The 16,800-nt window shown below is 61.1% G+C and carries 16 protein-coding genes; 8 read left to right on the top strand and 8 right to left on the bottom strand.

Annotation, left to right across the window (positions count from 1 at the left end; genetic code table 11):
- Positions 1 to 733: 733 nt before the first annotated feature.
- On the bottom strand, positions 734 to 967 hold the full coding sequence (locus tag BLO97_RS12530; RefSeq protein ID WP_072344449.1) for a hypothetical protein: 234 nt from the start codon (positions 965 to 967) through the stop codon (positions 734 to 736).
- A gap of 205 nt (positions 968 to 1,172) precedes the next feature.
- Here BLO97_RS12530 and BLO97_RS12525 point away from each other — a divergent pair, with 205 nt between their 5' ends.
- Positions 1,173 to 1,757 carry a YajG family lipoprotein gene (locus tag BLO97_RS12525; RefSeq protein WP_003205489.1) on the top strand — a complete coding sequence of 195 codons (585 nt, stop codon included), beginning with the start codon at positions 1,173 to 1,175 and terminating at the stop codon, positions 1,755 to 1,757.
- A 62-nt stretch (positions 1,758 to 1,819) separates the two neighbouring features.
- Here the strand turns inward: BLO97_RS12525 and BLO97_RS12520 are convergent, their stop codons facing one another.
- On the bottom strand, positions 1,820 to 2,026 hold the full coding sequence (locus tag BLO97_RS12520; protein WP_003185312.1) for a hypothetical protein: 207 nt from the start codon (positions 2,024 to 2,026) through the stop codon (positions 1,820 to 1,822).
- Between the two features lie 361 nt (positions 2,027 to 2,387).
- Between BLO97_RS12520 and BLO97_RS12515 the strand changes: the two genes are divergently transcribed.
- A complete protein-coding gene (locus tag BLO97_RS12515; protein WP_072344446.1) occupies positions 2,388 to 2,669 on the top strand; it encodes a hypothetical protein in 282 nt (93 codons plus the stop codon).
- A 210-nt stretch (positions 2,670 to 2,879) separates the two neighbouring features.
- On the opposite strand, the gene BLO97_RS12510 is transcribed toward BLO97_RS12515, so the two are convergent.
- Positions 2,880 to 4,046, bottom strand: a complete 1,167-nt coding sequence (locus BLO97_RS12510; RefSeq protein WP_092223772.1) for a 1-acyl-sn-glycerol-3-phosphate acyltransferase — start codon at positions 4,044 to 4,046, stop codon at positions 2,880 to 2,882.
- A gap of 139 nt (positions 4,047 to 4,185) precedes the next feature.
- On the opposite strand from BLO97_RS12510, the gene BLO97_RS12505 reads away from it, so the two are divergent.
- From BLO97_RS12505 to BLO97_RS12495, 3 genes are read left to right on the top strand one after another with little or no spacing between them, the layout of a single operon-like run.
- On the top strand, positions 4,186 to 4,368 hold the full coding sequence (locus BLO97_RS12505) for a CPXCG motif-containing cysteine-rich protein (protein ID WP_092149541.1): 183 nt from the start codon (positions 4,186 to 4,188) through the stop codon (positions 4,366 to 4,368).
- Positions 4,369 to 4,382: 14 nt separating this feature from the next.
- On the top strand, positions 4,383 to 4,643 hold the full coding sequence (locus BLO97_RS12500) for a putative signal transducing protein (RefSeq protein WP_072344436.1): 261 nt from the start codon (positions 4,383 to 4,385) through the stop codon (positions 4,641 to 4,643).
- Positions 4,644 to 4,682: 39 nt separating this feature from the next.
- Entirely contained in the window at positions 4,683 to 5,306 is a 624-nt protein-coding gene (locus BLO97_RS12495) for an SOS response-associated peptidase (RefSeq protein WP_092346060.1), read from the top strand.
- Positions 5,307 to 5,383: 77 nt separating this feature from the next.
- Here BLO97_RS12495 and BLO97_RS12490 read toward each other — a convergent pair whose 3' ends face one another.
- The 3 genes from BLO97_RS12490 to algW form a co-directional block, all read right to left on the bottom strand.
- Entirely contained in the window at positions 5,384 to 6,103 is a 720-nt protein-coding gene (locus BLO97_RS12490; RefSeq protein WP_092346058.1) for a DUF4198 domain-containing protein, read from the bottom strand.
- Positions 6,104 to 6,113: 10 nt separating this feature from the next.
- A complete protein-coding gene (locus BLO97_RS12485; protein WP_092346056.1) occupies positions 6,114 to 8,216 on the bottom strand; it encodes a TonB-dependent siderophore receptor in 2,103 nt (700 codons plus the stop codon).
- Positions 8,217 to 8,541: 325 nt separating this feature from the next.
- Positions 8,542 to 9,702 (bottom strand): Do family serine endopeptidase AlgW, encoded by a 1,161-nt coding sequence (gene algW, locus BLO97_RS12480; RefSeq protein WP_014340162.1) that lies wholly within the window; start codon positions 9,700 to 9,702, stop codon positions 8,542 to 8,544.
- A 104-nt stretch (positions 9,703 to 9,806) separates the two neighbouring features.
- On the opposite strand from algW, the gene BLO97_RS12475 reads away from it, so the two are divergent.
- The 3 genes from BLO97_RS12475 (at position 9,807) to cysN (ending at position 13,628) form a co-directional block, all read left to right on the top strand.
- Positions 9,807 to 10,565, top strand: coding sequence for a Nif3-like dinuclear metal center hexameric protein (locus BLO97_RS12475; RefSeq protein ID WP_092149529.1), 759 nt, complete (start codon positions 9,807 to 9,809; stop codon positions 10,563 to 10,565).
- Between the two features lie 237 nt (positions 10,566 to 10,802).
- The gene (gene cysD / locus BLO97_RS12465; protein ID WP_003178041.1) at positions 10,803 to 11,720 is read left to right on the top strand and encodes a sulfate adenylyltransferase subunit CysD; all 918 of its coding nucleotides are present in this window, start codon (positions 10,803 to 10,805) and stop codon (positions 11,718 to 11,720) included.
- A gap of 9 nt (positions 11,721 to 11,729) precedes the next feature.
- Positions 11,730 to 13,628, top strand: a complete 1,899-nt coding sequence (gene cysN, locus BLO97_RS12460) for a sulfate adenylyltransferase subunit CysN (RefSeq protein ID WP_092346054.1) — start codon at positions 11,730 to 11,732, stop codon at positions 13,626 to 13,628.
- A 132-nt stretch (positions 13,629 to 13,760) separates the two neighbouring features.
- Here cysN and BLO97_RS12455 read toward each other — a convergent pair whose 3' ends face one another.
- Positions 13,761 to 14,669 (bottom strand): acyltransferase, encoded by a 909-nt coding sequence (locus BLO97_RS12455; protein WP_072344415.1) that lies wholly within the window; start codon positions 14,667 to 14,669, stop codon positions 13,761 to 13,763.
- Entirely contained in the window at positions 14,670 to 16,769 is a 2,100-nt protein-coding gene (pta, locus tag BLO97_RS12450; protein ID WP_063324414.1) for a phosphate acetyltransferase, read from the bottom strand.
- Between the last annotated feature and the right edge of the window lie 31 nt (positions 16,770 to 16,800).

Below are 16,800 nucleotides of genomic sequence, written 5' to 3'. Positions count from 1 at the left end.
GCGTCTCCAAAATCTGCAGCACCAAATTGTCGGCATAGCGGCCAGGAGTGGCGGGGCAGGTCAGTTGCGCCCCAGTTATCCATGGCCAGGATCGCCATGTCCGAATCTTCGCAATTTTTCGCACCTACTGCGGATGCATGCAGCCTGGCCTCAAGAGTCACATGAACTCATTTAAGCGCCGGGCAGGCAATTCGACTTATGGCCGAGACATCCGTTCGTGCAACCAAATCCGTAGCGGACAGGCTTCAGGCGCCGGTTCTTGAGCGATATCCGGTCCTGTGTCGTTGGGCTGTTTCAGACGCTAATGGTGCTTGTTCAGACGCAAAACTCTTCATTTGCTCGCCACACTCTCGTGAAGTTGTGAAAACCCGTTTTTTCACGCTCTTTTGAAGACGTGAACCTCAAAAAAGGGCTGTCCCAGCCTGGCACTGCGCCCGGTTTGGTTGCCCCCATGTAGTACATGACAGGCAAAACGGGCAGACAGCTCAGTGACCGAGCGTAATGACAGCTCTGCAGATTCGCGAAAAGTGGTGATTTGCCTGGAGGAACAGCAAGCGCGCCAGCTTCACTCGATCTGTGTGGGCGGCTCTCTGTGGGCGTTGTGGGGTGCCAATACCAGCGCATCAGCGGTGTTGCGAGGCCCGATCAGGAGACGTCCTTATAATCGGGGGGAGATTGTATCGAAGAAACGCAGGGAAATGGTCGTGTTTAATGACTTTTATTAGCCGTCCGGTCAGATGGTCAACAACTGCCGGTTACGTGCGCGGGCAGGAAGCGGTTGCACGCGGGCGCTGGCGGGCAATGGTTGGTGCAGCCAGTTGAGACGGATCTCTTCGATTTCCACCCAGCCTTCGCCCATGGGTTGCAGGCTGCACTGTTTGAACGCCTGGCAACGGCCGTTGCGATCGAGCAAGGCGAAGCTGCGGTGATGAGGGCGAGGGGTGAACAGGGAAATAAGGAAGCGCATGAGCGGATACCGGGTCAGGGAGCTTGGGGCAAGCCTGACAGCGGGCTATGACATGCCGGTGTAAGGACCGTGACAATGGGGTGACAGGAACCGGCAACCACGGCCCGTGTCAGACATTTCAGTATTCATCGTGCGACGCTAGTTCACGGCGATGGCGCACCGCTATACTGCCGGCCTGTTTGTGCCCGATTCTGGAGAGAAGAGCATGTTGCAACGCCTGTTGTTCGGTTTGATCGCTGTGACCAGTCTGACCCTCGTCGGCTGCGCCCACAGCCCGCAACAACTTAACCCGGAGCCCAAGCTCAATGCCCAACTGGCGCCTGTGGGGCGTGGCCAGCCGGTGGTGGTGCGAGTGGTGGACGGTCGTCCGTCGCCGACGCTCGGCACTCGTGGCGGGCTGTATCCGGAAACCAGTGTGATCACGGTGCAGGGCGCGCAGATCCTGCCCAAGCTGCAGGCCCAGGCTGAAGCTGCCGTGCGTTTGCTGGGCTTCACGCCGACCGCCAATGCCTTGAATGCACCGCAACTGACCGTAACCCTGGCCGAGCTCAAGTATCAGTCACCCAAGGAAGGCATGTACGTGACCGAGGCCACCATCGGCGCGACCTTCCGCTCCGACGTGCAGAACGCCAACCGCCGCTACAGCGGTCGTTACGGTGCTTCCCTGGACCAGCGTTTCGGCATGGCGCCTAACCAGGACACCAACACCAAGCTGGTCAGCGACGTCTTGAGCGATGCCCTGACCCGGCTGTTCAAGGATCCGACCATTGGGCAAGTGCTGGCTGAATAAGTAACAAACCTCACAACCCCTGTGGGAGCTTGCCCCACAGGGGTTTTTTATGGGCGATGTTCTCAGGCTGCCTGGGAATAGAACTCCAGCACACTGATCCCGGTCAGCAGGTCGGTCTCTGGAAGGTCGGCATGTTGATGGCCGCCGAGGGCGCAATACACCAGCCAATGTCGGTCCTGCACGTTGAAGGACAGGCTGTCGACGAGGTTCTGTTGTTCGTCGCTTGGGCTGATGAGATACAGGCGATCCTGGTTTTCGGCGTGCAACATGAGGGGTTCCGGGCAGGTTTGAAGGGCGACAGAGTGGCCTAATCAGATGACGAAACCGTGACGGGGGAAATTAACCCGAGGATTGATTATGGACCCTGTGGCGAGGGAGCTTGCTCCCGCTGGGCTGCGCAGCAGCCCCCGACTAGCGTCTCGGTGTGTCAGGTTAATCGTGCAAGCTTTTTTTGGGACTGCTTCGCAGTCCAGCGGGAGCAAGCTCCCTCGCCACGAAGTCACCAAGCCATTACCCAGCCGATCGTTACTGGTCGGAAAAAACGGTGCAGGGCGGCAGGCTTTCGGTAGAATCCGCGCCCTGTTCGTAGGCCACGGACGTGTCCTGTCCGTTTTTCGCTTGAGGTTCGTGATGTCGCTGCATCTGCTTTCGTTGTTCGCCGCCCACCCCGCCAAACTGATCAACCTGCTGGCGTTGCTGTTTGCCTGCCCGGGCGGTTGGGTGCTGCATGCGACGCGCCGCCGTGAACAACGGGCGCGGGCCTGCCTTGAAGCGCGCAATCGCGATGGCAACGAACGCTTCGAAGCGCTGCTGGATCTGGCCACTCAGCGGATGAACCGGTTTTTCTACCGGTTTGGCTTTGGCTGCCTGGCGCTGGCGTTGCTGGTGTCGTGGATCAGTACGCAGTTCTGATGAGATAACCGTTTTGATCGGGGCATGGTGGCCTGTGGCGAGGGGATTTATCCCCGTTGGGCTGCGTAGCAGCCCTGATCAGGTTGATGTGATCGACCAGACTTACCGAGCTGTCAGGGTTTGGGGCTGCTGCGCAGCCCAGCGGGGATAAATCCCCTCGCCACAGCAAGCTCCCTCGCCACAGGGAACCCGTGTCCTCAGACCTGTCGCTTAAAGCGCCAACCCCGCCTTGACCCGATACTGATTTCGCACCGGCGTTGCATATTGCAGCACCAGGAACGGCCGGTGTTCCGGCGGGCAAGCGTCCAGCCGGCGTTGCCATTCTTCCTGGGCCTTGACCAGCTCCTCGGCACCGAACACCTCGGCCGCCTTGGGCACCTGCAACTGCGGGTCGGCGTCGTCCCATTGGGCATAAGCCAGGTAATGCACCGGGAACAGGCGGTAGCCGCCGAGAATCTGCCGATCCATCTCCTGGGCCAGTTGCTTGGTGTCCTCGAACAGCTCGGTGATGGGCGCGGCGAAGTTCACGTGGACCCGGCCCTTGTAGCCGGTGATGCCCTTGGCGATGCTCACGTCGTCCTCGCCCGGAGCCTTGGTGTAGGTGCCGGTGGTTGCGCGGATGTACAACTCGCGGGCCTTGGCCTGGTCGCACGGGTCGTATTCGTAGCTGATCGACACCGGGGTGAGGTTCAGTGACTGGATCACCTCGCCGAACGGCTCGTCCTTGCGGCTCATGTGGAACATCTTGAGGATCGCCGATTCGGTCCGGTCGTCACCGTCCTTGGCCCGTCCTTCGGCCTGGGCGATCCAGATCGAGGCGCAATCGTTGCGGATCGAATGGTTGATGTACGCCGACAGCAACTGGTATGCCGCCATTTTTTCCCGCCGCCCGGTGATGGAGCGGTGCACGATGAAGCTCTTGTTCAGGCGCATCAGGTCGCTGACAAAGGGCTTTTGCAGCAGGTTGTCGCCAATGGCGATGCGCGGCGTCGGCAGGCCGGCGTGGTATACGGCGTAGTTGACGAAGGCCGGGTCCATCACGATATCGCGGTGGTTGGCGATGAACAGATACGCACTGCCGGACTTGAACTGCTCCACACCGGTATAGGTCACGCCGTCGGTGGCGCGCTCGATGGTGTGGTCGACATAGAACTCCACTTTGTCCTGCAACGTGGCGACCGACGTCACTCCGGCGAACTCACGGCGCAATCTTTGCGCTATAAGGGGTTTGAGCATCCAGCCGAAGGCGCCGGCCAGGCGTGGGAAGCGGAAGTGGGTGAGGATATCTAGAAACGCCTTGTCGCCGAGCAGTCGTGCCAGCACCGCTGGGACTTCGCTGTCGTCGTAAGGTCGGATGGCATCGAATTCGCCCATCATGCTCTCTTGTTGGAAACGGCTAGGGTAAGTAAAGGTTCTAACGAAAAAACGACAGGGCACGGCCTGGAAGATAAGCCAGACAAAAATAGCCCTGCAAATAGACCGGCGATTATACGCACAAGTCACCTGGGAGACCGCGATGCTGGAAAGCGCTCATTATGAATGTCCCTATTGTGGGGAGGACGTAGAGACATCCCTGGACTTGTCCGGCGGCGATCAGGACTACATCGAGGATTGTCAGGTCTGTTGCCGGCCAATCACCTTTGTGTTGCAGGTCCATGGTGAGGAATGGCATCTCGAGGTCTTCAGCGAAAACGACTGACGGGGGCGACACCGATGCGGCGAATCTACGAGCTGGAAAACCTGATGGAAGGCGAGTTGTTGCAAGGCATGCTTGCCAGTGAAGGCATCACGGCGCATCTGGTGGGGCGCGATTTGCTGGGCGGTGCGGGGGAGTTGCCCATGCAGGGCTTGCTGGGACTGGCGGTGGAAGATGACCAGGCGCAATACGCCCGGGAGTTGATCGCCGCGTACAATGCCGCACTGCCGTTGCCCGGCGATGAACCGGACAGCTATCCCGGTACGCTGGTCTGTTAGGCTGGCGGCCGTTTGTTCGATCAAGAGTCGTGTTGCCCCATGTGTGGACGTTATGCCCTGTTTCGCTGGACCCCCACCTTCGCGGCCCTGCCCGGTTTCCCCGCCGATCAGAAGGCTCAATGGAACATTTCGCCCAACGATTCGGTGTTGATCCTGCGGGCCGACGCCGAGGGCCAGCGAGAACTGGCCCGGGCGCGCTGGGGCCTGACGCCGCCTTGGTTGACCGATCTGTCCCGCACGCCGGCCCATGCCCGGGCCGAAACCGTGGCCGAGCAGCCGATGTTCCGCGAGGCCTTGCGCCTGCGCCGTTGCCTGCTGCCGGCCAATGGTTTCTATGAGTGGCGCGGCGGTACGCGCAAGCGTCCGTACTGGTTGACGCCGGGGGAGGGTTCGTCGCTGTTTTTCGCCGCGATCTGGGAAGCGTATCCGGTGCAGGAACAGGTGTGGCTGAGCACGGCGGTCATCACTCAACCGGCGGCAGGCCAGCGCCGGCCGTTGATTCTGGACGAAGAAGGCCAGCGCCTGTGGCTCGACCCCGAGACACCACTGCATGCTTTGCAAGGGCTGCTGGCAAGCGAGCCGGCGCCATTGCGCGAGCGGGTATTGGCCAATATGGTCAATGATCCGAAACTCAATGGGCCGGAGTGCTTGACTCCGGCTTGAGCGTTGCGGTGATTGTGCCGGCCTCATCGTCGGATCGCCGCCCGGAGCACGCTCGCTCCCACATTAGGTTCTGGGGGTTACTCGTGATGCGGCTCACCCAGGAAGGTCAATGAGGTGAACACGCCACGGGTGGCCACGTCCTTGTTGTCCTTGAGCGCAATTTCCATCTGCGCCGCGATCACATTCAAGCCTTCGTTGCGCACCAGCACCTTGGCCCGGCCTTCTGCGTCGGTTTCAGTCGAGACGGTGTTCGGCATGCTGCGGTAGTCGCCCACCAGTTTCACACCAGCCGCCGGTTTGCCGTCCAGCAGCACGCGTACCGGCAATGACTGGCCCGGGCCAACGGTCAGCGGGTCGACTTCCGGCAGGATCACGAACTTGATCGGTGCAAGCGTCGGCAGTTTCACCCCCGGTTCATAGATCGCCAGGCTGTATTTGAACGTATGGGTCGATTCGATCGCCCCGGGCACTTTGCTGCGGCCTTCGTTGATCCACTTCTTGTCGGCCGTCTGGGACCACATGCCATTGTCCAGCGCCACGGCCAGCACCGCTGGCGGCTTGAGTGGTTGCAGGCGGGCGTGGTCCGGCAGGCGCTCTACGGTGACGGGGATCATCTTGCCGCCCAGGTCATAGGCCCAGGCACCGCTGATTTTCTGCGCCTTGAAGGCATTGTCTTCGGCACCGTGGCCGTAGATCACTTCGACGTTGCCGCGACGCTGTTCGGTCCACAGGCCATGGGCCGAGGCCTGTGTGGCCAGGAACAGGCCGAGCAGAGCGAAGGTCTTGGGGTATTTCATGCTGACTTCCTTATAGATCGAGGGTGAGGCTGACAGTGAAGTTGCGCGGATCGCCGGGAGTGACCCAGTAATTGCTGTAGGAGCGTTCGTAGTATTTTTCGTCGAAGACGTTATTCAGGTTCAGGCCCACGGTGACGTCATCGCTGGCCTTGTAATGGGCCAGCAGGTCCACGGTGTGGTAGGCCGGCAGTTCGAAATCCTTGCCGGCTTCGCCCGAGCGATCGCCGACGTAAGTGAACGCCGCGCCAACATCCGAGCCGCGCAGGTGCCCATCCTGGAATTCGTAGACCCCCAGCAGGCTGCCGCTGCGTTTAGCGACGCCGAGGATCCGGCTGCCTGTGGGGTTTCCCGGGTCACCCTTGGTCACTTCGGCGTCGATGTAGGCATAGGCGCCGATCACCCGCACGGCGTCGGTCACCTGCCCGGTCAACTGCAAGTCGATGCCCTGGCTGCGCGCCTTGCCGATGGCGCGGCTGAAGTCGGTGCCGGCGACCGGGTTCAGGACGTTTTCCTTCTCGATATGGAACGCCGCCAGGGTGGTGCTCAGGCGATCGTCTAACAACTCGCTCTTGATCCCCACTTCATAGCCGACGCCTTCCTCGGGGTCGAAGGCTTTACCGCCGGCATCCAGGCCATTGTTGGGTTTGAACGAGGTGGAGGCGTTGGCGAACAGGCCAACCTCGGGTGTCAGTTGATACAACAGGCCGGCTCGCTGCGTCAGGGCATCGTAGCGTTGGCGGTTGGTGCGATTGCGGGTGTGATCGTCGATGCCCTGCTCGAAATGCTCATAGCGTACGCCGAGGATGCCCCGCAGTTTGTCGGTGAAGACGATCTGGTCTTGCAGGTTCAGCGCGCGGCTTTGCACATGTTCGAAAAAGTCTGTGCCGGAGGGCGTGCCAGTGGGTTTTGGCTGGCCGTAGACCGGCTGATAGATGTCGATGGGGTAAGCGCCGGCGATGTTGGTCACGCGTTCGTTCTTGCGGTAGTCCTCGTATTCGCTGCCGATCAACAGTTCGTGCTGCCAGGGACCGAGGTCGAACAGGCCGCGCAATTCCAACTGAGTGATGCTGTCGTGCCAATTGTTGTCACGCTCGCGGTAGCGGCGATTCACTGTGTGGCCATCGGCGTTCAGCGGGCGTGCCTCGGAAGCGAAGCCCCAGAGTTCGCCCTGCTTGTAATGGCTGGCCAGGCGCAGTTGCCAGGTGTCGTTGAGCTGACGCTCGAGGGCGGCCTGGAGCAGGTTGTTGTGATTGTCGATGTCGCCGTCGTTGGGTTCGCCCAAAAAGGTCGAGCGGGAAACGCCGCTCCAGCGATTGTTCGGAGCGACGATGCCGCGGTCGAACGTCGAGCTGTGGCGCACGATTTCGCTTTCCACCAGCAACCGCGTATCGGGGTTCAGTTGCCAACTGATGGAGGGCGCAACGAAAACACGTTTGCTGCCGACATGGTCGCGAAAGCTATTGTTGTCCTCGACCGCCAGGTTGACCCGCGACAGCAGGTTGCCTTCGGTGTCCAGTGGCGTGTTGACGTCCAGCGCGGTTCGGTAGCGATCCCAACTGCCAGCGCTGGTTTGCAAGGTGGTGAAGGCTTCGGGCTGGGGTTTCTTGGTGACTATGTTCACCGTACCGCCGGGATCGCCCCGTCCATACAGGCTGGCCGCCGGGCCCTTGAGTACTTCGATGCGTTCGATGTTCGCGGCGTCTGGGGTGCTTGGATAACCGCGATTGGCGCTGAAGCCGTCCTTGTAGAATTCCGATGTGGTGAAGCCGCGCACGCTGTATTCGTAGAGCGTCAGGCCACCGAAGTTGTTCTGCTTCGATACACCGCCGGCGTATTCCAATGCCCGTTCGACGTTGGTGCTGCCCAGGTCCTTGAGCACGCTGGCGGGAATCACGCTGATCGATTGCGGGATGTCGCGCAGGGCGGTGTCGGTTTTGGTGGCACTGGCGGAGCGGGTGGCGCGATAGCCTGTGACGGGGCCGGAGGGGGATTCGTAGTCGGACGTCACGCTGATGGCGTCCAGTTCCAGCGGTTGGATTTCCTTGGCGTAGGCCGGATCGCCCAAAAGGCCGAAGGCCAGGCTGGCGAAAGACATCCGTGTTAGAGATGACATGTTATGTTGTTCCAAATCTTATAGTTGAAACAATATAACACTACTAATGAGAATTTATGCTATCTGTAATTTCAAGTGAAATCTGGATGGGTTTGCCAGGGGGATCACTTTGGCGGAGCGGATAGGATTTTTTGTGGCGAGGGAGCTTGCTCCCGCTGGGCCGCGAAGCGGCCCCAAAACCTGCCAATGCGGAGCATCAGACACACCGCACCCGCCGGTTTACGACCGCTTCGCGGCCGAGCGGGAGCAAGCTCCCTCGCCACAGGTCATTTTTCTGAAATGAACTGCATTCAGGAGGACTGGCCACCCGGGAAGTTGCCCGCGGCTACTGCTCTTCCTTGAGCACCACCGGCGCCGGCGGTGGGCGCAGGCCGATTTCAGCGGTGAGCTTGAGTTCCTTGCCATTGCGCATGACCTGGATCGTTACCTTGTCGGTGGGCTTGATCCGCGCCACCTGGTTCATCGAGCGGCGGCCATCGCCGGCCGGCTCGCCATCGATGCTCAGGATCACATCGCCCAGTTGCAGGCCGGCCTTCTGCGCCGGGCCGTCGCGGAAAATTCCCGCCACCACGATACCGGGCCTCCCGGACAAGCCGAAGGACTCCGCCAGTTCCTGGGTCAGCGGTTGGACTTCAATACCCAGCCAGCCACGGATCACCTGGCCGTGCTCGATGATGGACTTCATCACCTCCATCGCCAGCTTCACCGGAATGGCGAAGCCGATGCCCTGGCTGCCGCCGGACTTGGAGAAGATCGCCGTGTTGATCCCAGTGAGGTTGCCGTTGGCATCCACCAGCGCGCCGCCGGAGTTGCCCGGGTTGATCGCGGCGTCGGTCTGGATGAAGTCTTCGTAGTTGTTCAGGCCCAGCTGGTTGCGTCCGGTGGCGCTGATGATGCCCATGGTCACGGTCTGGCCGACACCGAACGGGTTGCCGATGGCCAGGGTGACGTCGCCGATGCGGATGCTGTCTGAGCGGCCGATGGTGATGGCCGGCAGGTTCTTGAGGTCGATCTTCAGCACCGCGAGGTCGGTTTCCGGGTCGCTGCCGATCACTCGCGCCAGGGTTTCACGACCGTCCTTGAGGGCTACCACGATCTGGTCGGCGCCGCTGGTGACGTGGTTGTTGGTCAAGATATAACCTTCCGGGCTCATGATCACGCCCGATCCCAGGCTCGACTCCATGCGCTTCTGCTTGGGCGAGTTGTCGCCGAAGAACCGCCGGAATTGCGGGTCTTCGAACAGCGGATGGCTGGGCTTGTTGATGACCTTGGTGGTGTACAGGTTCACCACGGCTGGCGCGGCGGTGGTCACGGCGTCGGCGTAGGACACCGGCCCCTGTTGCACAGCCTTGGTTTGCGGCGCCTGCTGCAGGTTGACATCAAGGCTTGGCAGGCCGACCCATTCCGGGTAGCGCTGGATAATCAGTAGAGCGACAAGCACGCCGGCCAACAGCGGCCAGCCGGAAAAACGCAGCGCCTTGAGCATTAAGCACGTCCTACAAAGGTTGCAGGCGGTATGAGACCGCCCATAATGTCGCGCATTATACGAGGCCGCGCGTGCCTCTGAACGGGATATTTAGGAGTCTTTTCATGGCGGTAGCCCTGAACACCCTGGTCGAAGAAGCGGACCGTTACCTGGCCAGCAGCCGGATTGCCGATTACTGCCCCAACGGCCTGCAGGTCGAAGGTGCACCCCAGGTGATGCGCATTGTCAGTGGTGTCACCGCCAGCCAGGCCTTGCTTGACGCTGCCGTCGAGGCCGAGGCCGACCTGGTGCTGGTGCATCACGGTTATTTCTGGAAGGGCGAAAACCCTTGCATCACCGGCATGAAGCAGCGTCGTCTCAGGACCTTGCTCAAGCATGATATCAGCCTGTTGGCCTATCACTTGCCGTTGGACCTGCATCCGGAGGTGGGCAATAACGTGCAACTGGCCCGCCAGTTGGACATCACTGTCGAGGGACCGCTGGATCCGGACAATCCCAAGATCGTCGGCCTGGTCGGCTCCCTGTCCGAACCGATGACGGCCCGGGATTTCGCGCGCAAGGTCCAGGAAGTCATGGGGCGTGAGCCGTTGTTGATCGAAGGCGAGCAGATGATCCGCCGGGTTGGCTGGTGCACCGGTGGCGGCCAGGGCTATATCGATCAGGCGGTATTGGCCGGCGTCGACCTGTATCTCAGCGGCGAGGCGTCGGAGCAGACGTTCCACAGTGCGCGGGAAAACGGCATCAGCTTCATCGCCGCCGGGCATCATGCGACCGAGCGCTACGGTGTCCAGGCATTGGGCGATTACCTGGCGCGACGCTTTGCCCTGGAGCACATCTTCATCGATTGCCCGAATCCCATTTGACCTCACTCAGATCCCTTGTGGGAGCAAAGCTTGCTCGCGATGACGTCGGCACAGGCAACGCCGCTATCGCGAGCAAGCTTCGCTCCCACAGCGTTCACTGCAATACCCGAACCACCAGGCATATCCATATGCTGTTTCGATCTAGTTGGCGCCCTGATTAGAAGAGGTCGCTGTGCTAGGATTCCCCGCTCGAACACGGCCCGCTGGCCGTTCATAAGAAAGTTTTCGTGAGTAGCCATGGTCGACAAACTGACGCATCTGAAACAGCTGGAGGCGGAAAGCATCCACATCATCCGCGAGGTGGCCGCCGAGTTCGATAACCCGGTGATGCTGTACTCCATCGGTAAAGACTCCGCCGTGATGCTGCACCTGGCACGCAAGGCGTTCTTCCCCGGCAAGCTGCCGTTTCCGGTGATGCACGTCGACACCCGCTGGAAATTCCAGGAAATGTACAAGTTTCGCGATCGCATGGTCGAGGAACTGGGCCTGGACCTGATCACCCACGTGAACCCGGACGGCGTGGCGCAGGGCATCAACCCGTTCACCCACGGCAGTGCCAAGCACACCGACATCATGAAGACCGAAGGCCTCAAGCAGGCCCTGGACAAATATGGTTTCGACGCCGCGTTCGGCGGTGCCCGTCGCGATGAAGAGAAATCCCGCGCCAAGGAGCGCGTGTACTCGTTCCGCGACAGCAAGCACCGCTGGGACCCGAAGAACCAGCGCCCGGAGCTGTGGAACGTCTACAACGGCAAGGTCAACAAAGGCGAGTCGATCCGCGTATTCCCGCTGTCGAACTGGACCGAGCTGGACATCTGGCAGTACATCTACCTCGAAGGCATCCCGATCGTGCCGCTGTACTTTGCCGCCGAGCGGGAAGTGATCGAGAAGAACGGCACGCTGATCATGATTGACGACGAGCGCATCCTCGAGCACCTGTCGGATGAAGACAAAGCCCGTATCGTCAAGAAGAAAGTGCGTTTCCGTACCCTTGGCTGCTACCCGTTGACGGGCGCGGTGGAGTCCGAGGCCGAGAGCCTGACGGACATCATCCAGGAAATGCTCCTGACGCGAACTTCCGAGCGCCAGGGCCGGGTCATCGACCACGATGGCGCAGGCTCGATGGAAGATAAAAAACGTCAGGGTTATTTCTAAGGGGTTGTCATGTCGCACCAATCTGATTTGATCAGCGAGGACATCCTCGCCTACCTGGGCCAGCACGAGCGTAAAGAGCTGCTGCGCTTTTTGACCTGCGGTAACGTCGACGACGGCAAGAGCACCCTGATCGGGCGCCTGCTGCACGACTCCAAGATGATCTACGAAGATCACCTGGAAGCCATCACCCGCGATTCGAAGAAAGTCGGCACCACCGGTGACGACATCGACCTGGCGTTGCTGGTCGACGGCCTGCAGGCCGAGCGCGAACAAGGCATCACCATCGATGTCGCGTACCGCTATTTCTCCACCGCCAAGCGCAAGTTCATCATTGCCGATACCCCGGGCCATGAGCAGTACACCCGCAATATGGCCACCGGTGCGTCCACCTGTGACCTGGCGATCATCCTGGTGGACGCCCGCTATGGCGTGCAGACCCAGACCCGACGTCACAGCTTCATCGCCTCGTTGCTGGGCATCAAGCACATCGTCGTCGCCATCAACAAGATGGACCTCAAGGACTTCGACCAGGGCGTGTTCGAGTCGATCAAGGCCGACTACCTGAAGTTCGCCGAAGGCTTGAAGATGAAGCCCACCAGCATGCACTTCGTGCCGATGTCTGCCCTCAAGGGCGACAACGTGGTGAACAAGTCCGAGCGCTCGCCGTGGTACACCGGTCAGTCGCTGATGGAAATCCTCGAGACCGTGGAAGTGGCGGGCGACCGCAACTTCACCGACCTGCGTTTCCCGGTGCAGTACGTCAACCGTCCGAACCTGAACTTCCGCGGTTTCGCCGGCACCCTCGCCAGCGGCATCGTGCACAAGGGCGACGAAGTGGTGGTACTGCCGTCGGGCAAGAGCAGCCGGGTGAAATCCATCGTCACCTTCGAAGGCGAGCTGGAGCACGCAGGTCCTGGTCAAGCGGTGACGCTGACCATGGAAGATGAGATCGACATCTCCCGTGGCGACCTGCTGGTGCATGCCGACAATGTGCCGCCGGTGACCGACAGCTTCGAAGCGATGCTGGTATGGATGGCTGAAGAGCCGATGCTGCCGGGCAAGAAATACGACATCAAGCGCGCCACCAGCTATGTGCCGGGCTCGATTGCCAGCATCGTCAACAAAGTCGATGTGAACACCCTGGAAGAAGGTCCTGCCAGCGCGTTGCAGCTCAACGAAATCGGCAAGGTGAAGATCGCCCTGGATGCGCCGATCGCCCTGGACGGCTACGAGAGCAACCGCACCACTGGCGCGTTCATCATCATCGATCGCCTGACCAATGGCACGGTCGGTGCCGGCATGATCGTCGCCCAGCCGCTGGCTCACGGCAGCAGCACGCACCACGGCAAACTGGCCCATGTGTCGGTGGAAGAGCGCGCCCAGCGCTTCGGCCAGCAACCGGCCACGGTGCTGTTCAGTGGCCTGTCGGGCGCTGGCAAAAGCACGCTGGCTTATGCGGTGGAACGCAAGTTGTTCGACATGGGCCGTGCGGTCTTCGTCCTCGATGGCCAGAACCTGCGCCATGACCTGAACAAGGGGCTGCCGCAGGATCGTGCCGGACGTACCGAGAACTGGCGCCGTGCGGCTCACGTCGCGCGTCAGTTCAACGAAGCCGGCCTGCTGACCCTCGCCGCGTTCGTTGCGCCAAATGCCGAAGGGCGTGAGCAGGCCAAGGACCTGATCGGCAAGGAGCGTCTGTTGACGGTCTACGTCCAGGCCTCGCCAGCGGTGTGCGCCCAGCGTGATCCGCAAGGGTTGTATGCCGCCGCTGGCGACAACATCCCAGGCGAATCCTTCCCGTATGACGTGCCGCTGGATGCCGACCTGGTGATCGACACCCAGTCGCTGACACTGGAAGAAAGCGTCAAGCAGGTCCTGGACCTGCTGCGCAAGCGTGGGGCGATATAAAGAGGTGCAGCTGTAAGTTTTTAGCTGCAAGCGGCAAGTAAAAGCCCGCAGGTGAGTGATCATCGGCGGGCTTTTTGTTGTCTGGAGGGACGCTATCGCGGGCTTGCTCGCGATGAGGCCAGTACAGACACCTCAAGACTTAGAGGGATACTCGCGGTGCATCTGCGCAAGCAACGCATCCTTGTCCTGCCACAACTGGTTGATCCAGCCCTGGAACTCCAGGCGATACACGCCGTCCTGATCGTAGTTCTTGCCAATGAACTGCGGTGGGATCTTCAGTTCCTGGAAATGCACCACCACCTCGTCCATCTTGCCGCACAGCAGATCCCAATACCCCGGACGCCCGCCCGGATAATGGATCGTCACGTTGATGATCGACTCCAGTTGTTCACCCATGGCGTCGAGCACAAACGCGATGCCGCCGGCCTTGGGTTTGAGCAGGTAGCGAAACGGTGACTGCTGCTGGGCATGCTTGCCTTCGGTGAAACGCGTGCCTTCGACGAAATTGAAAATACCCACCGGATTGTCGCGAAACTTTGCGCAGGTCTTGCGGGTGGTTTCCAGGTCCTTGCCTTTCTTTTCCGGATGCTTTTCCAGGTAAGCCTTGGAGTAGCGTTTCATGAACGGGAAGCCCAGCGCCCACCAGGCCAGGCCGATCACCGGTACCCAGATCAGTTCCTGCTTGAGGAAGAACTTCAACGGCCGGATGCGTCGGTTCAGCACGTACTGCAACACCATGATATCGACCCAGCTCTGATGGTTGCTGGTGATCAGGTACGAATGCTGGTAGTCCAGGCCCTCCAGGCCGCTGAGGTGCCAACGGGTACGACGCAGCAGGTTCATCCAGGCCTTGTTGTTGCTGATCCAGGCTTCGTGGATGTGGCCCATCAACCAGTCAGTGAAGCGCTGGGCAGCGGGGAAGGGCAGCAACAGCTTGAAGATCGCCACGATGAACAGCGGTGTGCAGCAGGCGATGGTGTTCAGCGCCAGCAGCAGCGAGGCAATGACGCCGCGCAAGGGGGCAGGCAGAAAGTCCAGCATTTAAATGTCCAAAGGTCGGTTGGCGGCTTGGATCGCGGTCAAGGCGATGGTGTACACGATGTCGTCGACCTGGGCGCCGCGCGGCAAGTCATTCACCGGTTTGCGCAAGCCTTGCAGCATCGGCCCGAGGCTGACGCAATCGGCGCTGCGCTGCACGGCCTTGTGGGTGGTGTTGCCGGTGTTGAGGTCCGGGAAGATGAACACCGTCGCCCGACCGGCCACCTGGCTGTTGGGCGCCAATTGCCGTGCCACGGTTTCGTTGGCGGCGGCGTCGTATTGCAGCGGACCATCGATCAACAGGCCGTGCTGGGCCTCGTGGGCGAGCAGGGTGGCTTCGCGAACTTTTTCCACTTCTTCGCCACTGGCCGACTCACCGCTGGAGTAGCTGAGCATCGCCACCCTCGGCATGATGCCGAACGCGGCGGCCGAGTCGGCACTTTGCAGGGCGATTTCCGCCAGCTCCGCAGCGCTGGGGTGCGGGTTCATCACGCAGTCGCCGTAGACCAGCACTTCTTCGGGAAACAGCATGAAAAACACCGAGGACACCAGGGAGCAGCCTGGCGCGGTCTTGATCAGTTGCAACGCCGGGCGGATGGTGTTGGCGGTGGAGTGGATGACGCCCGATACCAGACCGTCCACTTCATCCAGGGCCAACATCATGGTACCGATGACCACGGTGTCTTCCAATTGCTGCTCGGCCATCGGCGCGTTCAGGCTCTTGCTCTTGCGCAACCTCACCATGGGTTCGACGTAGCGCTCGCGAATCGAATCCGGGTCGAGAATCTCCAGCCCCGGCGGCAGTTCGATGCCTTGGGCGCGGGCCACCGCTTCGACGTCGGCCGGTTTTGCCAGCAACACGCAGCGGGCAATGCCCCGGGCCTGGCAAATGGCGGCAGCCTGGACGGTCAAAGGTTCGCTGCCCTCGGGCAGCACGATACGTTTGTTGGCGGCCTGGGCGCGCTGGATCAACTGATAGCGGAACACCGCTGGCGACAGGCGCATTTCCCGTGGCGTGCCGCAGCGCTGGTGCAGCCACTTGGCGTCCAGGTGGCTGGCGACAAAATCGGTGATGATCTCTGCACGTTCACGGTCATCAATGGGGATTTCCTTGTTCAGGCCGTTGAGCAGGTTAGCGGTGTCATAGGAGCCGGTGCTTACCGACAGAACCGGCAACCCCGCCTGCAAGGCGCCGCGGCACAAGTCCATGATGCGCGGGTCGGGCAGGGTGTCGCTGGTCAGCAGCAGCCCGGCCAGCGGCACGCCGTTGATCGCTGCCAGGCTCACGGCCAGGATGATGTCGTCGCGATCGCCGGGGGTCACCACCAGCACGCCGGGCTTGAGCAGTTCCACGGTGTTGCGCATGGTGCGGGCGCAAATGATGATGTTGCTCATGCGCCGGGTTTCGTAGTCGCCGGCATTGAGCACCTGCGCGCCCATCAGGTCGGCCACGTCGCGGGTGCGCGGGGCATTGAGTTCGGGGCGAAACGGGATGCAACCGAGCAGGCGGAAATCGCCGCTGCGCAGCAAGGGCGAGTGCTCTTTGAGCCGTGCGGAAAACGCCTCCATGCTTTCGTCGGTGCGGACCTTGTTCAGGATCACCCCGAGAACTTTCGGGTCCTTCGGCCCGCCAAACAACTGCGCCTGCAACTCTACCCGGCCAGACAGCTCGGTCAGCACTTCGTTTTCCGGTGCCGACACCAGGATGACCTCGGCGTCCAGGCTCTTGGCCAGGTGCAGGTTGACCCGGGCGGCGTAGCTGGCGTTGCGGGTCGGGACCATGCCTTCGACGACCAGCACGTCCTTGCCGATGGCCGCCTGCTGATAAAGGGTAATGATTTCCTCCAGCAGCTCATCGAGTTGGCCGTCGCCGAGCATGCGCTCGACGTGCGCCAGGCCCAGGGGCTGCGGCGGCTTGAGGCCATGGGTGCGGGCCACCAGCTCGGTGGAGCGTTCCGGCCCGGTGTCGCCGGGGTGAGGTTGGGCAATGGGTTTGAAAAAGCCGACTTTCAGCCCGGCTCGTTCAAGGGTACGCACCAGCCCGAGGCTGATGGAGGTCAGGCCCACACCAAAATCGGTGGGCGCGATAAAAAAAGTTTGCATGCGGATTCTCTAAGGGAGCATGGCAAGGGTG

It is taken from the genome of Pseudomonas sp. NFACC05-1, assembly GCF_900100135.1.
Classification (GTDB): Bacteria; Pseudomonadota; Gammaproteobacteria; order Pseudomonadales; family Pseudomonadaceae; genus Aquipseudomonas; species Aquipseudomonas fluorescens_Q.
The sequence above is the reverse complement of the archived record's forward strand: the minus strand, read 5'-3'. Positions and strand labels throughout refer to the sequence as shown.

Excerpts from the sequence above, each read along its gene's own strand:
- BLO97_RS12530 (WP_072344449.1), bottom strand. The coding sequence starts at position 967 with ATGCGCTTCCTTATTTCCCTGTTCACCCCTCGCCCTCATCACCGCAGC.
- BLO97_RS12525 (WP_003205489.1), top strand. The coding sequence starts at position 1,173 with ATGTTGCAACGCCTGTTGTTCGGTTTGATCGCTGTGACCAGTCTGACC.
- BLO97_RS12520 (WP_003185312.1), bottom strand. The coding sequence starts at position 2,026 with ATGTTGCACGCCGAAAACCAGGATCGCCTGTATCTCATCAGCCCAAGC.
- BLO97_RS12515 (WP_072344446.1), top strand. The coding sequence starts at position 2,388 with ATGTCGCTGCATCTGCTTTCGTTGTTCGCCGCCCACCCCGCCAAACTG.
- BLO97_RS12510 (WP_092223772.1), bottom strand. The coding sequence starts at position 4,046 with ATGATGGGCGAATTCGATGCCATCCGACCTTACGACGACAGCGAAGTC.
- BLO97_RS12505 (WP_092149541.1), top strand. The coding sequence starts at position 4,186 with ATGCTGGAAAGCGCTCATTATGAATGTCCCTATTGTGGGGAGGACGTA.
- BLO97_RS12500 (WP_072344436.1), top strand. The coding sequence starts at position 4,383 with ATGCGGCGAATCTACGAGCTGGAAAACCTGATGGAAGGCGAGTTGTTG.
- BLO97_RS12495 (WP_092346060.1), top strand. The coding sequence starts at position 4,683 with ATGTGTGGACGTTATGCCCTGTTTCGCTGGACCCCCACCTTCGCGGCC.
- BLO97_RS12490 (WP_092346058.1), bottom strand. The coding sequence starts at position 6,103 with ATGAAATACCCCAAGACCTTCGCTCTGCTCGGCCTGTTCCTGGCCACA.
- BLO97_RS12485 (WP_092346056.1), bottom strand. The coding sequence starts at position 8,216 with ATGTCATCTCTAACACGGATGTCTTTCGCCAGCCTGGCCTTCGGCCTT.
- algW (WP_014340162.1), bottom strand. The coding sequence starts at position 9,702 with ATGCTCAAGGCGCTGCGTTTTTCCGGCTGGCCGCTGTTGGCCGGCGTG.
- BLO97_RS12475 (WP_092149529.1), top strand. The coding sequence starts at position 9,807 with ATGGCGGTAGCCCTGAACACCCTGGTCGAAGAAGCGGACCGTTACCTG.
- cysD (WP_003178041.1), top strand. The coding sequence starts at position 10,803 with ATGGTCGACAAACTGACGCATCTGAAACAGCTGGAGGCGGAAAGCATC.
- cysN (WP_092346054.1), top strand. The coding sequence starts at position 11,730 with ATGTCGCACCAATCTGATTTGATCAGCGAGGACATCCTCGCCTACCTG.
- BLO97_RS12455 (WP_072344415.1), bottom strand. The coding sequence starts at position 14,669 with ATGCTGGACTTTCTGCCTGCCCCCTTGCGCGGCGTCATTGCCTCGCTG.
- pta (WP_063324414.1), bottom strand. The coding sequence starts at position 16,769 with ATGCAAACTTTTTTTATCGCGCCCACCGATTTTGGTGTGGGCCTGACC.